Source organism: Paenibacillus spiritus (genome assembly GCF_008710135.1).
Taxonomy (GTDB): domain Bacteria; phylum Bacillota; class Bacilli; order Paenibacillales; family Paenibacillaceae; genus Paenibacillus_AQ; species Paenibacillus_AQ glufosinatiresistens.
The window spans coordinates 148,150-164,946 of sequence record NZ_VYKK01000005.1 but is presented as its reverse complement, the minus strand read 5'-3'; the positions used below and the strand labels follow the sequence as shown (position 1 = coordinate 164,946).

16 protein-coding genes are annotated in these 16,797 nt (G+C 50.9%); 5 read left to right on the top strand and 11 right to left on the bottom strand.

Annotated elements, in window-relative coordinates:
* Window positions 1-7 precede the first annotated feature (7 nt).
* The 6 genes from F4V43_RS05255 to F4V43_RS05230 form a co-directional block, all read right to left on the bottom strand.
* On the bottom strand, window positions 8-238 hold the full coding sequence (locus F4V43_RS05255) for a KH domain-containing protein (RefSeq protein ID WP_150457197.1): 231 nt from the start codon (window positions 236-238) through the stop codon (window positions 8-10).
* A 22-nt stretch (window positions 239-260) separates the two neighbouring features.
* The gene (gene rpsP, locus F4V43_RS05250) at window positions 261-533 is read right to left on the bottom strand and encodes a 30S ribosomal protein S16 (RefSeq protein ID WP_150457196.1); all 273 of its coding nucleotides are present in this window, start codon (window positions 531-533) and stop codon (window positions 261-263) included.
* Between the two features lie 69 nt (window positions 534-602).
* Complete coding sequence (gene ffh / locus F4V43_RS05245) at window positions 603-1,985, bottom strand: signal recognition particle protein (protein WP_150457195.1); 1,383 nt, start codon at window positions 1,983-1,985, stop codon at window positions 603-605.
* A 20-nt stretch (window positions 1,986-2,005) separates the two neighbouring features.
* Window positions 2,006-2,362: a putative DNA-binding protein gene (locus F4V43_RS05240; protein ID WP_150457194.1), complete on the bottom strand. Its 357-nt coding sequence runs from the start codon at window positions 2,360-2,362 to the stop codon at window positions 2,006-2,008.
* A 191-nt stretch (window positions 2,363-2,553) separates the two neighbouring features.
* Window positions 2,554-3,201 carry a PAQR family membrane homeostasis protein TrhA gene (gene trhA / locus F4V43_RS05235; protein WP_150457193.1) on the bottom strand — a complete coding sequence of 216 codons (648 nt, stop codon included), beginning with the start codon at window positions 3,199-3,201 and terminating at the stop codon, window positions 2,554-2,556.
* A gap of 85 nt (window positions 3,202-3,286) precedes the next feature.
* Window positions 3,287-4,816, bottom strand: a complete 1,530-nt coding sequence (locus F4V43_RS05230; RefSeq protein ID WP_150457192.1) for a carboxypeptidase M32 — start codon at window positions 4,814-4,816, stop codon at window positions 3,287-3,289.
* A gap of 108 nt (window positions 4,817-4,924) precedes the next feature.
* Here F4V43_RS05230 and F4V43_RS05225 point away from each other — a divergent pair, with 108 nt between their 5' ends.
* Together F4V43_RS05225 and F4V43_RS05220 are read left to right on the top strand one after the other, a co-directional pair.
* Window positions 4,925-5,335: an iron-sulfur cluster biosynthesis family protein gene (locus F4V43_RS05225; RefSeq protein WP_223879783.1), complete on the top strand. Its 411-nt coding sequence runs from the start codon at window positions 4,925-4,927 to the stop codon at window positions 5,333-5,335.
* A complete protein-coding gene (locus F4V43_RS05220) occupies window positions 5,332-5,898 on the top strand; it encodes a beta-class carbonic anhydrase (protein ID WP_150457191.1) in 567 nt (188 codons plus the stop codon). Before F4V43_RS05225 ends, F4V43_RS05220 begins: the two co-directional genes overlap by 4 nt.
* A 58-nt stretch (window positions 5,899-5,956) precedes the next feature.
* On the opposite strand, the gene F4V43_RS05215 is transcribed toward F4V43_RS05220, so the two are convergent.
* Entirely contained in the window at window positions 5,957-6,586 is a 630-nt protein-coding gene (locus tag F4V43_RS05215) for an NUDIX hydrolase (RefSeq protein WP_150457190.1), read from the bottom strand.
* A gap of 194 nt (window positions 6,587-6,780) precedes the next feature.
* On the opposite strand from F4V43_RS05215, the gene F4V43_RS05210 reads away from it, so the two are divergent.
* Together F4V43_RS05210 and F4V43_RS05205 are read left to right on the top strand one after the other, a co-directional pair.
* Window positions 6,781-7,221, top strand: a complete 441-nt coding sequence (locus F4V43_RS05210; protein ID WP_150457189.1) for a hypothetical protein — start codon at window positions 6,781-6,783, stop codon at window positions 7,219-7,221.
* Window positions 7,221-7,508, top strand: coding sequence for a YxcD family protein (locus F4V43_RS05205; RefSeq protein ID WP_150457188.1), 288 nt, complete (start codon window positions 7,221-7,223; stop codon window positions 7,506-7,508). The genes F4V43_RS05210 and F4V43_RS05205 overlap by 1 nt, the downstream gene beginning before the upstream one ends.
* A gap of 127 nt (window positions 7,509-7,635) precedes the next feature.
* Here F4V43_RS05205 and F4V43_RS05200 read toward each other — a convergent pair whose 3' ends face one another.
* Complete coding sequence (locus F4V43_RS05200) at window positions 7,636-7,998, bottom strand: hypothetical protein (protein ID WP_150457187.1); 363 nt, start codon at window positions 7,996-7,998, stop codon at window positions 7,636-7,638.
* Between the two features lie 214 nt (window positions 7,999-8,212).
* Between F4V43_RS05200 and F4V43_RS05195 the strand changes: the two genes are divergently transcribed.
* Window positions 8,213-9,721, top strand: coding sequence for a glycoside hydrolase family 5 protein (locus F4V43_RS05195; RefSeq protein ID WP_411898451.1), 1,509 nt, complete (start codon window positions 8,213-8,215; stop codon window positions 9,719-9,721).
* A gap of 187 nt (window positions 9,722-9,908) precedes the next feature.
* Here the strand turns inward: F4V43_RS05195 and F4V43_RS05190 are convergent, their stop codons facing one another.
* The 3 genes from F4V43_RS05190 to F4V43_RS05185 all read right to left on the bottom strand — a co-directional run bounded on the left by F4V43_RS05190 (window position 9,909) and on the right by F4V43_RS05185 (window position 16,157).
* Window positions 9,909-11,822 (bottom strand): thioredoxin domain-containing protein, encoded by a 1,914-nt coding sequence (locus F4V43_RS05190; protein ID WP_191089484.1) that lies wholly within the window; start codon window positions 11,820-11,822, stop codon window positions 9,909-9,911.
* A gap of 37 nt (window positions 11,823-11,859) precedes the next feature.
* Window positions 11,860-12,021: a DUF255 domain-containing protein gene (locus F4V43_RS19960; RefSeq protein ID WP_150457181.1), complete on the bottom strand. Its 162-nt coding sequence runs from the start codon at window positions 12,019-12,021 to the stop codon at window positions 11,860-11,862.
* 131 nt (window positions 12,022-12,152) lie between these two features.
* Window positions 12,153-16,157 carry a hypothetical protein gene (locus F4V43_RS05185; RefSeq protein WP_150457186.1) on the bottom strand — a complete coding sequence of 1,335 codons (4,005 nt, stop codon included), beginning with the start codon at window positions 16,155-16,157 and terminating at the stop codon, window positions 12,153-12,155.
* Window positions 16,158-16,797 lie beyond the last annotated feature (640 nt).

The following is a 16,797-nucleotide window of genomic DNA, read 5'->3' as shown; positions in this document are numbered from 1 at the left end:
GAACTTGTCATGATAAAATATCGACGGTGACGCGTTTCTCACTCTTGACTGCTGCGGATGTGACCACGGTGCGAAGCGCCTTGGCAATCCGCCCCTGCTTCCCTATCACCTTGCCGACATCCTGCGGATGAACGGAAAGTTCATAGACAACGAGGTGATCCTTCTCGACGGCCCGCACCGCCACATCTTCGGGATGATCCACTAAAGCCTTAGCAATAACTGCAACTAATTCTTCCATAGAGGACCCTCGCAATCAGTCATTATTTCTGCAGCTTCAGTTCATGGAACTTCTTCATCACGCCAGCCTTGCTCAGAAGGTTGCGGACGGTGTCGGAAGCTTGAGCTCCGTTCTGGAGCCATTTGAGTGCTTTTTCCTCGTCGATCTTCACTACTGCCGGTTGTTCAACCGGATTATAGTAACCGATTTCCTCGATAAAACGACCGTCACGAGGGGACCGGGAATCGGAAACCACTACACGGTAGAAAGGCGCTTTATGCGCACCCATGCGTTTCAGACGAATACGTACTGCCACGAAAATTCACCTCCCTTAAAGAATTAACTTCTTATTGAATTTCCATACTGTGCAGGCGTCAAGCCCGCATCAGCGGAACGGAAACTTCATGCCTTTGCCGCCCAGCGCTTTCAGCTGCTTCATGGCGTTCTTCTTGGACTTACCGCCGCCGCCCATCATGCCCGAGAACTGCTTCATCATCTTCCGCATCTCGTCGAACTGCTTGATCAGCCGGTTGACCTCGGCGACCGAGGTCCCGCTGCCGGCGGCAATCCGCTTGCGGCGGTTATGATTGATGATCTCCGGCTGGCTCTTCTCCGCCTTCGTCATCGACTTCACAATGGCTTCCACACGGCCCATCTGCTTGTCGTCGACCTTAAGGTCCTGCATTCCCTTGGCGCCTGACATGCCGGGAAGCATCCCCAGAATCTGATCCAGCGGCCCGAGCTTCTTGACCTGGTCCATCTGCTCCAGAAAATCGTCGAAGGTGAACTCTGCGGTGCGCATCTTGCGCTCCATTTCCTTCGCCTTGTCGGCGTCGATATTGGCCTGCGCCTTCTCGATCAGCGACAGCATATCGCCCATGCCGAGAATCCGGGACGCCATCCGCTCGGGATGGAACGGTTCCAGCGCATCCAGCTTCTCGCCGAGCGCCGCGAACTTGATCGGACAGCCTGTTACCGCCTTGACCGACAACGCCGCGCCGCCGCGCGTATCGTTGTCCAGCTTGGTCAGAACAACACCGGTGAGCTGTAGCTGCTTGTTGAAGCTGTCCGCCACATTGACGGCGTCCTGACCGGTCATGGCATCGACCACCAGCAGAACTTCATCCGGCTTCACCGTCTCGTGGATCTCTTTCAGTTCCTCCATGAGCGCTTCGTCGATGTGCAGACGGCCGGCGGTATCGATAATCACATAATCCAGACCGTTGTCCTTGGCATGCTGAACGCCTTGGCGGGCAATCTCCACCGGGCTTACCTGGTCGCCCAGACTGAACACCGGGGCCTTGAGCTGTTCGCCCAATACCTGAAGCTGCTTGATTGCAGCCGGGCGATAGATATCGCCAGCTACGAGGAGCGGCTTGTGGCCGCCCTTCTGAAGCAGCTTGGCGAGCTTGCCCGAGGTCGTCGTCTTGCCGGCGCCCTGCAGGCCCGCCATCATAATGATGGTCGGAGCTTTGTTCGCCTTGGCCAGCTTCGACTGGCTGCCGCCCATCAGCTCCGTCAATTCCTTATTGACGATATCAATAATGACCATGCCCGGCGTGAAGCTGTTCATGACTTCCTGGCCGATCGCTTTTTCCTTAACCTTCGCTACAAAATCCTTGACGACTTTGAAGTTGACGTCGGCCTCCAGCAGCGCCAGCCGTACCTCGCGCATCGCCTCGTTGACATCGTCTTCGGTCACCTTGCCCTTGCCGCGAAGCTTGCTGAATACACTTTGCAGTCTTCCGGTCAATCCCTCGAACGCCATAGGCTGCTTCTCCCTTCACGCTATTCCAGACTTCGCAATTGATTGATCAGACGCATGAGCCGTTCTTGATCCGGCTGCGCCAGGCCGGCTTCCGCCGTGAAGCCCTTCAGCTCGTCCAGAACCCGGACGCGGGTCTCGTGCTTGCCGAGCAGCCCCAGCTTATCTTCATAATTCTCCAGCACCACTTCGGCGCGCTTGATATGCTCGTATACCGCCTGTCGGCTGATGTCGAATTCAGCGGCAATCTCTCCCAGGGAGAAATCATCGTGGAAATAATATTTAAGGAACGTCTGCTGCTTGTCGGTCAGCAGAGGCTCGTAGAACGCAAAAAGCAGATTGATGCGGGTGGTCTTCTCCAACCGGTTACCCTGACTCATCAAGGGCACTCCCTTCGTCAAGGAAAAACACTTTACAGCTTTTCAACGCTCCTAATAATACCGAAAACAAAGAAAGATGTCAAGCACTATTCCTTGTCATCTGAATCGGGGTTCTTACAAACAAAGCCTCAGCCATGTCTGGTCATGGCCAAGGCTTGAATTCCGTTCAGGCGCGCTTGTCGCAGCTTGGTTCAGCGGATGGGCAGCAGGTACAGCAGAACCGCGAAGAAATGCGTCACGCTGCCGAGCAGGACAAACACATGCCAGACGGCATGGTGGAACGGAAATCCGCGCCACACGTAGAAGATCGTGCCGAGCGTGTATAACAGGCCGCCCGCCATCAGCAGCGCCATGCCTCCGTCCGCGACAACCAGGCTCAGCGGATGCCAGGCAATGACAATCAGCCAGCCCATCGCCAGATAGAAGATGGTGGACATGAACAGGAACCGCTTAGTGAAGAACGCTTTGAAGGCGACGCCGAAGAAGGCGATTCCCCAGATAATTCCGAACAGGCTCCAGCCGAGCGTTCCCCGGATGGCGACCAGCAGGAACGGCGTATAGGTCCCGGCAATGAACAGATAGATGGAAGAGTGGTCGAAGAACTCGAACAGATCTTTGACCTTGCCTTCCTTCAGGCTGTGAACGACGGTTGAATTCAAATACAGCAGCAGCATGGTGGTCCCGTAGATGGAGAAGCTGACCACATGCCAGGCCGTGCCCCGAAGACTCGCAAAGACGACAAGGAGAGCCAGTCCGGCAATGCTGAGCACGACTCCGATGCCGTGTGTGATCGCGTTGACGACTTCTTCCTTGCGTGTGTAAGTATGCGTATTGGCCATGGGCACAATCCCTCCTCTTGCCTTTTTCTTTCTATTATATCCCTCCCGCTGCCCCGGCGCCACCCGCCAGGGAGCGGCCCGGCTTCTACTCGGAAGCCTCCAGGTGATAAATCTCCCGGTACTTGGCTTCCAGATAATCGGCCAGATAATCCGGATTCAGCGGCTCGCCGGTCACGCGTTCGATAATTTCGGAAGGCGTCTCGCTCATGCCGTATACATAGATCTTCTCCTTGAGCCAGTCCCGGATCGGAAGCAGGTTGCCCGCAGCAATCAGCTCTTCGAAGTCCGGCAGCTCCCGGCGGAGCGTATTCATCATCTGCGCCGCATACATATTGCCGAGCGAATACGAAGCAAAATAGCCGAAGTCCCCGCCCGACCAGTGCACATCCTGCAGCACGCCCAGCGCATGGCTTGGAGGCGTAATGCCGAGGTATTCCTGATATTTGGCGTTCCATACGGCAGGCAGATCCTGGACGGACAGCCCTTCGTTGAAGATCTGCTTCTCGATCTCATAGCGGATAATGATATGCAGGTTATAGGTGACCTCGTCCGCTTCCGTCCGGATCAGCGAATTCTCGACCTTGTTCACGGCCAGGTAGAATTGTTCCGGCGTCACCCGGGCGAGCTGTTCGGGAAAATGCTGCTGGAGCTTCCCGAAATGCCGCTTCCAGAAAGGAAGGCTGCGGCCGATCATATTCTCCCAGAGCCGGGACTGCGATTCATGGATGCCCATGGAAGCCCCCTGCGCGATCGGCGTGCCGACGAGCTCCTGCGCAATATTTTGCTCATACAGGGCATGACCGCCTTCGTGCAGCGCGCTGAAGATCGAGCTAATCAGATTGTCGGCCAGATAATGGTTCGTAATCCGCACATCTCCCGGGTTCAGTCCGGTCGCGAACGGGTGGACGCTCTCGTCGGCCCGGCCCGCTTCAAAGTCGAAGCCGATCTGCTCCAGCAGATATACGCCGAATTTCTCCTGCTGCTCCTTGTCGAACAGCCCGTCCAGGAAATCCGTCTTCGGCTTATTGGCCGAGGAAGCGATCCGCTGAACCAGTGGAACCAGCCGGCTGCGCAGACGTCCGAATACCTCGTCCACCTTGGTTGTCGTAAGCCCCGGCTCATACATGTCCAGAAGCGTGTCATACCGCGTGTTCTTGACGCCCCAGTAATCAATGAACTCCTGCTTGAAGGCCACGATCTGCTGCAAAAAAGGCTCGAACGACGCATAGTCGTCATTCGCTTTCGCCTCCTCCCACGCCGTCTCCGACTGCATGGCCAGAACCGTATAGGCTTCGTACCGCTCCGGCGGCAGACTGCGGCTGCGCTCGTATTCCTTGCGGCAGTCCTCCACGATCTTGCGCTGCACCTTCGTCAGCGTCGCCGATGACGCCGGACGGCTGAACAGGTCCGTATAGCGGCCCATTTCGTCCGACGTCTCCAGCCGGAACAGCTCGCCCGCAAGCGTCCCGATGGTCCGCGCCCGCACGTCCGCACCTTTGCGCGGCGCCCCTGTCCGCAAATCCCACTGCAGGAGACCGATCGCCTCGCGGTATCCGCTGATTTTGGCCAGCAGACCGCTGAACAGCTCCCATTCCCGTTCCAAATGCTGTTCCAATAGATACCCTCCGTTCTTCGCTTGAAATGCTCAACCCTCTTGATGATACTTTTTTGAGAACGTATAATCAACATTTAAGAATGACTAAACAGACAAGGCGAAGGGAGCGTGAGAGCAGTGAAGCTGAAGGCGACACCGCGTGCCGAAGAGAAACTGAAGGCCCTGCTGAAAGACCGCCCGGGCACGTTCAAGCTCTACTACGATACTGGCGCAGGGTGCGGCTGCGACGGCATCAGCGTCCTGCGGCTGCTGAAGGAGCCGGAACCGGGCGATATTTCCGTCGAAGCGGGAAATCTTCCGCTGGTCATAACGGCCGAGCATGAGCTGTTCTATGAGTCCGAGCTGCGGCTGGACGCAGATGAACATGCTCCGATTTTCCGATTGAGCAGCGATTCCCAGATCTACAGTTCCAATATGCGTGTCCGTGACGAGCGCGATTTGCCACCGGCCAGTCCGCCGCCCGCCGCCGTCTGTGAACTTCATTCCTCATCCAATACGTCGGGAGGCAACCTACAGTGACCCAGATTTCCCAAATCCTCGAACACAACAAGAAATTCGTCGAAGAAAAAGCCTACGAGTCTTATCTGACCAGCCGCTTTCCGAACAAGAAAATGCTGATTATCACCTGTATGGACACCCGGCTGGTCGAGCTTCTCCCCAAAGCCATGAACTTCAAGAACGGGGATGTCAAGGTCATCAAGAATGCCGGCGCGATCATCTCCCAGCCGTTCGGAAGCGTCATGCGCAGCGTCATGGTGGCGCTGTACGAACTGAACGCGGATGAAGTTGTAGTCGTCGGTCACCATGAATGCGGAATGGCTTCCCTGAACGCCGAGCAGATGATCGGCCACATGAAGGAGCGCGGCATATCCGAGGAAGTATTCTCCACGCTGGAGAATTCCGGAATCAAGCTCACCAAGTGGCTGCGCGGGTTTGACACCATTCAAGAGGGGGTAATTCAAACTGTGGAGCTAATTAAGCGCCATCCATTACTCCCCCCCAACGTGCCGATTCACGGTATGGTCATGGACCCTGCTACCGGGGCTCTGGAGCTGGTCGTGGACGGGTACGGAAGCAATTGACATCTCTCTGATACTGCTGTTGCTGTTTGCGCGGACCCTGGGTCCGCGCCTTTTTTGGTCAGAGCTTCCCGATTCCCTGGAACAACAGCCGGTAATATTCCGCCGAATTGGGCGTGAAGTTTTCGGGACGCACCACTCTTCGTTCCGGACGCAGAACGCCTGACGCTTCGTCCGCCAGCACCCCCCGAATGTCCAGGCTCTCCCGCTCCCCTCTCAGCAGACTCGTTATATCCTCCACCCCTATGAAGAATAGGCCCGAGATTTCCTCCTTCTGAAAATCATAGCTCTCGACAGCCCGGTCGCTGACATACAGATAGACATGGCTGAATTCGCGGTCGATCAGCCCCGGACCCGGCAGACTCTCTTCCGCTATCGTGCCGCACAGCAGAAGGTCCTCGAAGGCAACGGCCAGCCCCAGTTCCTCCCGAAGCTCCCGGACGCCATCCTTCGGCTCTTCCCCGGCCAGCAGATGGCCGGCGCAGGAAATATCGAGCAGCCCTCCGAACGTATCCTTGGAGGGATGGCGGAGCTGAAAGAGCAGGCTGCCTCCGGCTCCCATGTCGGGATCAAGCACCCAGCAGTGAAAGGTCTGATGCCAGAGCCCCAGCGAATGGACCTGCTCCCGGGTGTCCTGCCCGATCACTCTCCCCTGCCTGTCCAGAATATCCAATTGTTCTTGGCTTGCCATCGTATGTCCCTCTCCTTTATGGATATTGCGATCCTTGTGCTTCTTCTATTGAGTCATACCAGCCCGGGAAAGTCCATTCCGATATTCCGGCCCCAAGAATTTTTTATATTAAAATTTGAAACCCTTCCCCGGCCTGTCCGTATTAACCCGTAAGCATATGATTCTACACACCAACAGGAGGATGCATCCCGTTCATGAAACACACGAAACGAGTATTGATGATTATGATGGCGTTCACGCTGTTCTTCGCGACCAGCGTTCACGATTTGGCGGATGCCCGCAAGGGCGGCGGCTTCAAGTCGGGCGTGCGCAGTTACCAGACGACGCCGAAGAAATCGACGCAGAGCGGAGTAAGCAAGAGCGACAGCTCCAGCACCAAGTCCGGAACCGCCGCAGCCCAGACGAAGAAGCGCGGATTCTTCAGCGGAGGCAGTCTGATGAAGGGCATTATGATCGGCGGCATCGCCGGCCTGCTGTTCGGCGGAATGTTCGCCAACATGGGCGCTTTTGGCAGCTTCCTGGGCCTGATGGTCAACATGCTGGCTCTGTATCTGGTCGTCGTGCTGGTTCTCTCCTTCTTCCGCCGCAGACGGGAGCGCCGCCGCTATGAAGCGCAGAGAGAAGGCCGTTACTGATGAACGGGCTCGTTCTCTCCATGGATGAGATTATCAATGCGGTCTGTCTTCACATGGCCAGCCGCAAAGGCGTCCGCCCTTCCGAGGTTCAAGTCGAGCTCAGCTGGGACGAGGATACGGGTTATACCGCAGAGGTATGGGTCCAGGGAAGAAGCCAATATCTCGTGGAAGCCAATCTCATGGAAGCGATTCTCCGTTATCTGGAGACGGAATACGGCATTCGCGCCTATCGCGAAGAAGTCCGGCTCGAGCTGGACGAAGAGATCATCGCCGTTGTACGCCGCTAAGTCCCCCCGGGTCTCCCCCGCCCGGCGGAGCGCAGCGCGTACCGCCAAGAATCTAACCGTACACAGCAACAGGCAGGAGCCGAGCGGCTCCTGCCTGTTGCGTCGTTCGGGCAAGCAAAATGCTGCTCTATATCAGAGAGATGGCCAGCAGACTGTAGAGAACGAGCGGCAGAACCGCGTTCCCCGGATTGACTGGCGGAGGCGGCGGAGGCGGTGCATACGGCGGATAGGGCGGCCGGGGAGGCGGAAAGAACGCCCGCGCAGTCGCCGGAACAGGAGCGGCGGGAACGGTCAGGTAGAGATGACTGCCGTCGTAGCCGCTCAGCACCCCTTCATGCAGCGTTCCGTCCATGGTCTGTACCCGGAGTCTGCGGTTCAGGCAGGGCTTCAGGTTCGTATGGATCGTATCGCGGACCTTGCGAACATGGTGGACAACCGCCGGATCGGCCTGATAGATCAGGGTCGGCTGCTGTCCGGGATAGTTCGACATAGGCTTCAACCTTTCATCGGATGGATTTTGCCACAGTATATGCATTCGCCCAGAAGGAAGTTACGCCGCTTCCAACCACAAAATGTTCCAACAAATCCGTCCTATAAATCGCAACATTCTCCATTTAAAGAGACAAGACCGTTATACCCGTTCTGTTGGAGCCTATGTTACCTTGTAAGCGTAACCAAAAAATTTGACGAAGAGGTGGTAGTTCTTGAAGATTCGGAAGTGGTCGATGGCATTGGCCGCATTGGTGATGGTGTTCTCGGTTGCGGGGTTCTCCCCGTCCAAGGCGCACGCAGCCAGCGGGTTTTATGTAAGCGGAACCAAATTGATTGATTCTACCGGCAAAACATTCGTAATGCGCGGAGCGAACCACGCCCACAACTGGTACAAGGATCAACTCGGCACGGCGATCGCCGCCATTGCCAAGACCGGAGCCAACACAGTCCGTATCGTCCTGTCGGACGGAGCCAAGTGGTCCTATGACGACGTCAATACGGTTAAGAATATTATCAGCCTGTGCGAACAGAACAAGCTGATTGCCGTTCTTGAAGTCCACGACGCCACGGGCAGCGACAATGTCTCGGATCTCAACGCTGCCGTCAACTACTGGATCGCGATAAAGAGCGCCCTGATCGGCAAGGAAGACCGCGTCATCATCAACATTGCCAACGAATGGTACGGCACTTGGGACGGCGCCAACTGGGCCAGCGGCTACAAGCAGGCCATTCCGAAACTCCGCAGCGCCGGTCTGAACCATACGCTCATTGTCGATGCAGCCGGCTGGGGCCAGTATCCCGCCTCCATCATGAATTACGGAACGGAAGTTCTGAACGCCGATCCGAACAAGAATACGATGTTCTCGATTCATATGTATGAATATGCGGGCGGCAACGCCTCCACCGTTAAGTCCAATATCGACGGCGTGCTCAACAAGAACCTCGCGCTGATTATCGGCGAATTCGGCGGGCAGCATACGAACGGTGATGTCGATGAAGCTACGATTATGAGTTATTCCCGGGAGAAATCGGTCGGTTGGCTCGCCTGGTCGTGGAAGGGCAACAGCAGCGACCTGGCCTACCTGGATATGGCCAATGACTGGGCCGGCGGCTCGCTGACCTCTTTTGGTAACACCGTAGTCAACGGCAGCAATGGCATTAAGGCGACTAGCGTTCTGAGCGGCGTCTTCGGCGGATCGGGCTCGGGTTCGGGCAGCGGTTCGGGGTCCGGTTCGGGCAGCGGAAGCGGCTCCGGCACCGGCACTTCAACCACCCTGTATGATTTTGAATCCGGAACGCAGAGCTGGGCCGGGCGAAGCGTATCGGGCGGACCCTGGACGACCACCGAGTGGAAATCCTCCGGCTCCAACGCGCTGAAAGCCGATGTAAGCCTCTCCGCCAACTCGACCCATTCGCTGTACCTGAGCGCCGGCCAGAACTTCTCCGGCAAGAGCACGCTGACTGCTGTAGTCAAGCATGCCTCCTGGGGAACCATCGGCAGCGGTATCAAGGCCAAGCTGTATGTGAAGACCGGCTCGGGTTGGACCTGGTATGACAGCGGAGCCGTGGCGATCAACGCCAGCTCCGGCACCACGCTGTCGCTGTCGCTGGGCAGCATTCCCAATCTCTCGGACGTGAAGGAGATCGGCGTCGAGTTCCAGGCGTCTTCCAACAGCAGCGGTCAGTCGGCCGTCTATGTCGACAACGTGGCGGTAAAATAAAAGGTAGACCGGCTGCACCTGTAAGGGACGCAGCACAAACAAAGGGACCGATCACTCGGTCCCTTTTGCTGTGCGATGGGCCTCGCCCTCATCGCGGCGAAGCTGACGCTTCGCGGTGTGGCTTCCGGTTATGGCTTCCGGATCCCCTCTTCCAGTCATCCCCCTCCGGCGGTCTTCCGGCTTCGCCTTACTTGCCGGCCAGCAGCTCCCGCACTGCTTCCAGGCTGGTGACGGGCGCCCGGCAGGCAAAATCCCTGCACAGATAGGCGGTCGCGGCTCCGCTAATGGCCGGCTTGTCTGCCAGATGCGGCAGCAACCGGTCGATCGGCTCGTCCGCCTCTTCCCAGCGGACGACCAGGACAGCGTCCGGCTGGTACGCCCGGCGGACATGTGCCAGCATGCTGTGCAGGACCGGATCGTCCTTCTTACCGGTCAGCACCCATTCCCGGCCTCCGCGGACCATTGCCAGCAGGGCCTGCAAATACAGAGAGAAACCCGCCGGATACTCTGCCGCATCCAGCCCGATCACCCTGGCCGTACGTTCCGCCTCCGCCTTCAGCGCGGCATCCTGCGTCACCGCCGCCAACTTCCACAGCGTCAGCGCGGCCACCGAATTGCCCGACGGCAGCGCTCCGTCATACAATTCCTTGGTCCGCACCGGCAGCGCCTCGCCGTCCGAACCGGCGAAGAAGAAACCGCCGCCTTCCCCGTCGCGGAACAGCGCCAGCAGCCCGTCCTTGAGCGCCAGCGCGCGTTCCAGATGCAGCGCGTCGCCCGTCGCTTCGTACAGCTCCAGCAGTCCGCGCATCAGGAAGGCGTAATCGTCGATATAGGCCGGATACGCCGCTTCGCCGTCGCGGTAACGGGCCAGCAGGCGCCCGTCCTCTCGGCGAAGCTTCGTCCAGATGAATTCGGCGGCGCGGGCAGCCGCTCCGGCGTACTCGGGCTTGTCCAGCGCTTTCGCGCCTTTGGCCAGCGCCGCAATCATCAGACCGTTCCAGGCGGTCAGCACCTTGTCGTCCTTCAGCGGGTGAACCCGCTCCTCCCGGTAGGCGAACAGCTTCTCCCGCCATTCACCGACCCGGGTACGCAGTCCCAGCGGATTAAGACCAAGTTCCTCCGCCCTTTCTTCCGGCAAGCCGTCCAGCAGATTCGGAATGCTCCGTCCTTCAAAATTGCCGCCCGGTTCGATCCCGAACACCCGGCAGAAGGAATGCATGTCTTCCAAGCCCAGAACATCCTCCAGTTCTTCCCGCGTGAACACGTAGAACCGGCCTTCTTCTCCTTCCGAATCCGCATCCTCCGCCGAATAGAAAGCGCCGCCGGGCGACGTCATATCGCGCAGCACGTAAGTGAAGATTTGCTCGGCGACTTCAGCATACAGCGGCTTGCCGGTAAGCTGATGCGCCTCCAGATACGCATAAGCGAGCAGCGCGTTGTCGTAGAGCATTTTCTCAAAGTGAGGAACGAGCCAGCGCTGATCCGTGGAATACCGGGCGAACCCGTAGCCGATGTGGTCGTAAATTCCGCCCTGATACATGCCGAGCAGCGTCTTCTCCGCCATCTCCAGCGCTTCCGGCTCATCGTACGCCCGGCTGTAGGCCATCAGAAAGGACAGTTGATGCGGCGAAGGGAACTTCGGCGCGCCGCCGAAGCCGCCCCACCGGGGATCGAACGTGCTTTTGAACTGGCGGTATGCCTGATGCAGCAGTTCTTCGGACGTTCCTTCTCCGCCGCCTTCGCCCGCCTCCGTCCGGCTGCCCGCATTCACCCGCTGAAGCTCGCCGATCAGCTCATCGGCATACTGCGCCATAGCGGCGCCGTTCTCCTGCCATTTGGTCCGGATCTGCTCCAGCAGGTCCATCAGCCCCATGCGTCCGAACATTTTGCGTTTCGGAAAATACGTCCCGGCATAGAACGGCTTCCGGTCGGGCGTCAGCAGCACCGTCAAAGGCCAGCCTCCCGATCCGGTCAGCGCCTGGCACACCGACATGTACAGCGCGTCGATGTCCGGCCGCTCTTCGCGGTCCACCTTGATCGCCACATAATGGTCATTCAGCAGCGCAGCGACTTCTTCATCCTCGAAGCTCTCCCGTTCCATGACATGGCACCAGTGACAGGTACTTGTGAATCAACAACTAGCTATACCCAACAGATAAGAAGACAGGCTTATTGTCGCGCTTAGCGACTTCAAAAGCCTCTTCAGACCAAGGGAACCAGTTCACCGGATTATGTGCATGTTGCAGCAAGTACGGCGACTTTTCCTTGGCTAATCTATTGGGTACTTTGTGAGTTGTCATGGGGCATCACCTCGTTTCACTTGGATTTGGGTAAAGTATTGCTTAGGGTTAGTTTACCCAGAATGATGGGGGAAGGCTCATGAACGAAAGTGATTTTTACTCGATGACTAACCACGCCCACTTATTTTTGATTATTCAATGTGTTTCAGGTATGGTGTTACTAAAATCATCGCTGTTGCTGCTTCTTGTAATATTTCAGATATATCATCAATTTTTTGCGCCGAACTAATGTGTTCTACTATGATGTCCAAATCACTCAAACCATTAATTATAATACTTAATAATTCTAGCACTTCAGGCTCCTTATAATCGCTTAATGCAGTAATATTTTGTATGAAATCACCATTGAAATCTCCGAAGATTTTTGCAATTTCTATCAATAGCGTATTTAAATAAGCAGAAAACCCTACGCTTATACCATGTTGGTGATCCACAATTTCATCTATGGCCTGATTATACTGTAAAATAATTAGCCTTAATCTTCCCACATTTGCAATAGCATCTCTCCATTCTGTAAATGGTGCAATATCTAAACCAAATAAAGAGTATAACTCTAAAGGAATTTCTACTGGAGACATTGGAGACGATGGATCTCCATACATATCAACAACTCGATGCATTGGCACGTCAAAACCGCTTAATATCGGAAGTCCTTTATACAAGGGTACGAAAACGATTTTGGGCCAATGTGTTTCTAATATCCATCTTGAACTGTTTAATTTCACAGCAGTGATCCAAGATTTATGAAGTTTACCACAAAGCAATTTATATTGTTCTTCAATTGTATTTGTCTCAGATATAAAATCTTCATATAATACAAATTTCACTCCGCTATTCCCTTCCATTTCCTGATTAATCACCGAAATTTTTGGTCCTAAAGATACTATCGCTTCCTCAAATTTATTAAATATAAAAGATTCTGATTTTTTATACGTTTGTTTAGCGTTGTACGATAAAATAAAACCTCTAGGTTTTTGATTTAAAACACTTTCCCAGACATTCAGAGCTGTTATCATTCCCTCAATTTCTTCATCAGCAAAAATAGAGTAGTTATGATCAACATATGCTTTAAATAATGTCCTGAACTCTTTTTGCACTGATGACAGTGCCTTAGATGATTCATATATATTTTTCAGCGATAAGTCTGACTTTATTTCCTCATTTTTAATTCGGGAAACTAATACATCTTCAAACTGGTTAAAAAAGTTATGAAGACCAGAGATCATATCTCTTAAAGATCTCCTGAAATTTTTATAAGGCTGAATAGATATATTGATAAACTGTGGCATCGAATCTGATGCATGACTTTCACTGTGTAAACCATAGGGATCAAGAATGGTTTTGGGTAGAAGATAATCTTTTTGAAGAGATTTTTTCAACAATTCTATCTTCGTCATAGTTCTTTTGGCTTTTACATTATCCCAATAACGTTTTTTATATAGATTATCAACCAAATATATAAACTCACGTAAAGTTTCTGTAATTAGCCTACGAAGAACATAAACTTCATCTAAATAATTTATCCAGTTATTGGGGCGATGCGTTAGTTCAATACGTGAGATAAGCCATGAGTTTACTTCGGTAATCCATCGATCAGGACGATGCTCTTTTGTAATTTTTTTTTCAAAGTCAAAGGGTTTGATACCTAAGTCACTTAATAAATCTACACCTATTAATTTTACTGAAATTGTTTCTTTCTCTGGATACAAGCGACTCAGAAGATCAACCATATTCATAGTCCAATAGTGATTCAAGTTCTCCTGCTTTTCAACTTCATTATTTTGTTTAAAATACGGTGGGACAAAGCGACATTGAACATCAGACTCAGCTATGTTCAAAAATAGTATATTATAATGCTGAATTAATCTTTCACGTAAAACGAATTCACTCATAGTATACAGTTCTAAAAATCCCTGTTTATAAAAGCCCAGAGCTGCATCAATTTTACTTTCTACATTTCCGTCTTTCATTAAAGATAGTATTTCTTGATTTGAAAAATTCATTATAATTTTTTTCTTTCGTAACGCAGCCCAAAATAATGTGTATCCAAGATTAGACCATTCAAGGTCACTGGATGGAAGTCCTTGCGGAATCGACGATAGTTCTAACCATCTATCAGTTATTGAATATGAAATTGTGAAGCTAAGAAGGGATTTTTTAATTTCTTCAAGGTACGGAAGGATCTGAGCATTAAATTGAACAAGCCCTGCGGCTGCAAATTCTCCAGGTAATATTTCCCCTGTAATATCCATTGGTGCAAATGGCAACCATCCTGCTCCTCTTTCAGCAACAATACGCTCAAATGCCTCCCTGTTCTGTACAACATATTGTTTGACATCAAGCCAGAGCATAGTGTTTAAAATTCTACCATATGCAACCCAATCATCATAATGTATTCTTGCAATATCACTGATTACTCTGCTATCAATTTCATTATTCGTAAAATAATGAAGAAGAAGCATTTGTGGAAACAGATTTTCTATACAAGTTAAGCTTTGTAATAACAAATCTTTTTCTTTAAATACCATACGATTTTGAAGAATTGAATAAATTATATCTGCTCTTAGAGAATGCAACGATTCAATATAGTTTCCATCCAAAGAACTACGAATTAAATATTCATCACTTAGTCGTTTCAAAGCGGCTATAGCATTTGTACATTTCACTGCTTGTATAGCTTTGTCAAACAATATGCAACCATCTAGTTTCCCAACATAACAGACAAGAAGTAAAAGATTCAACCATGTATCATCAACACTTTCATCAATTAAACGATCTATTTGAGTACTCAACCGTTGCTTCAAACTCTCATTATTGTTAAGAAGATATACAAATTCAAGCAATGGCCCTTCATGACCAAACTGCTGCCAAGCTTCTTCGAAGGTTCGAAATGAGGCATGAGGATTATGCATTATTATTTTATAATATATATTCATTGCTTCCTCTTCGGAGAGTGTTAATTCGATCAACTCAAAAGCTACCTCGTTCATGTCTACATTTGACTGTTTGAAGTCTTCTTCACGAATTGATATAATAACAGGCAATTTAACCCCTCTTACTTGAAGCTCTCGAATTAACCAAGTCCAGTGTATTTGTCCCGGATTGACATCAATATATAAAATAATATTAGTTGAATGATTAGATAGTCCCAATATCGCTTTTACTAGATTTTCAGCTTGTCCTTGTGTTTGAATTTGTCTTACACAAAACACAAGTTCTTCAGCATAGTTTTTAATCAAATATTTATAACATAACGAAGTTTTCCCTTGTCCAGAAGCCCCCTTAATAATTGCTGCTTTATTTTCAGCAAGCGCAGCTTCAATTTTTTCCAGCCAGTTTGTTCGTTCGAAATCCAGTGAAAAGCGTATATGAGCAGGATGAGCAGATATACCTTGTTCATATTCTGACTTCATCTCTTCATAACTTGTATAATTCTCAATATCGGACAACCTTATAAGAGAACTTCCATATTCTCTGAAATATCCATCTATTGCAGCCATATCACGACCAATTTTATGTATCTTTTCTTGCCAGATTGATTTTGAAGTATGTCCTTTAGCTTTTGAAAGATCTGAAACATACTGGATCAGTAAATCCTGCATAATAGTAGGAGCAATCATTGTTGGTATATAGCCTTTAATTTGTTCTGCTATTTTAAGTTGAAGAGCTTCTTTATCAACTTTTTCAAATACCATTCTCTCTGTAATCCATTCAGCTTCTTCTAACAATAAATTATGGTTTTTCACAAGTTTATCCTTAATACTCTCTAAAGAAGTAGTGACTCCATTAATAAAACCATTAAGTTCATCTCCTAATTCTCCAAAATGTACAACCTTTGCAATTAACCTCTTCGATTCTGACTTTCGCAAACTTAACACTCTTCGAAAGAAACCCTCATTTTTCAGTGAGGCACTAGTAGAAGCAAGACTTGATATACTTAAATCAGAACCTAAGTCTTTAATTTGTACTACCTCAGATACTTCACCATCACTTTTAATCAGTAAATCTTCAAGCTGTTCTGGATAATACTCTAGTGAGTCTATATCCTCAACTATTCGCGTAGCAATATATAAAGTTTGGGAAGAATAGCCTTTCCATGAGGCTTGTGCTCCTAAATCAGATTTGGTGAATGGCATTATTTTGTGCCTCCTAAGTTTTTTTCAATTTATAATTTCACTAAAATATCGGATAACTGATGAATTAAATCCCTCACTTTTTATCAACAGATATTCAAAATAACTTTACAACTACTCTTCTAACCTAAGCTTCATAAGAACTCATTTAGAACATTGTCCGATGATTGGATATTGAGCTTGCGTAATAAATGGGAAGAAAAACTTTTTACGCTTAGTCAGTTCATGTCTGAGGCCTACTTGGAGTCAGAGGAATTAAGTAAAGCCATTGAATATATGGAATGGGCGGTTCACTTTCAACCAGATAATGAAGAGATGTTGAAGCGAATTGGGGATTTGTATTTGAGGTATAGTAAATTAGAGCAGTTATAATGAACTAAGTAATTGAGGTAAAAAAGTATCATCTGAAGGATTGTAAAACTCCCACTCCTATAGTTGTGGGAGTTAATTTATGTAAAAGATCTAATTCACTTTCCTAAAATCGAGACGTTAGTTCGCAGCGTGAATATTTTGTTATTGGAAGTGATAATATCCTTTAAATTCAGTTAAACATTTTCCCTGATAAAAGGAATAATGCTATCTTAAAACAGTATATTACAAAAACTCGTTAATAATGAGTGGCATGAAAATTTCATCACGGTTC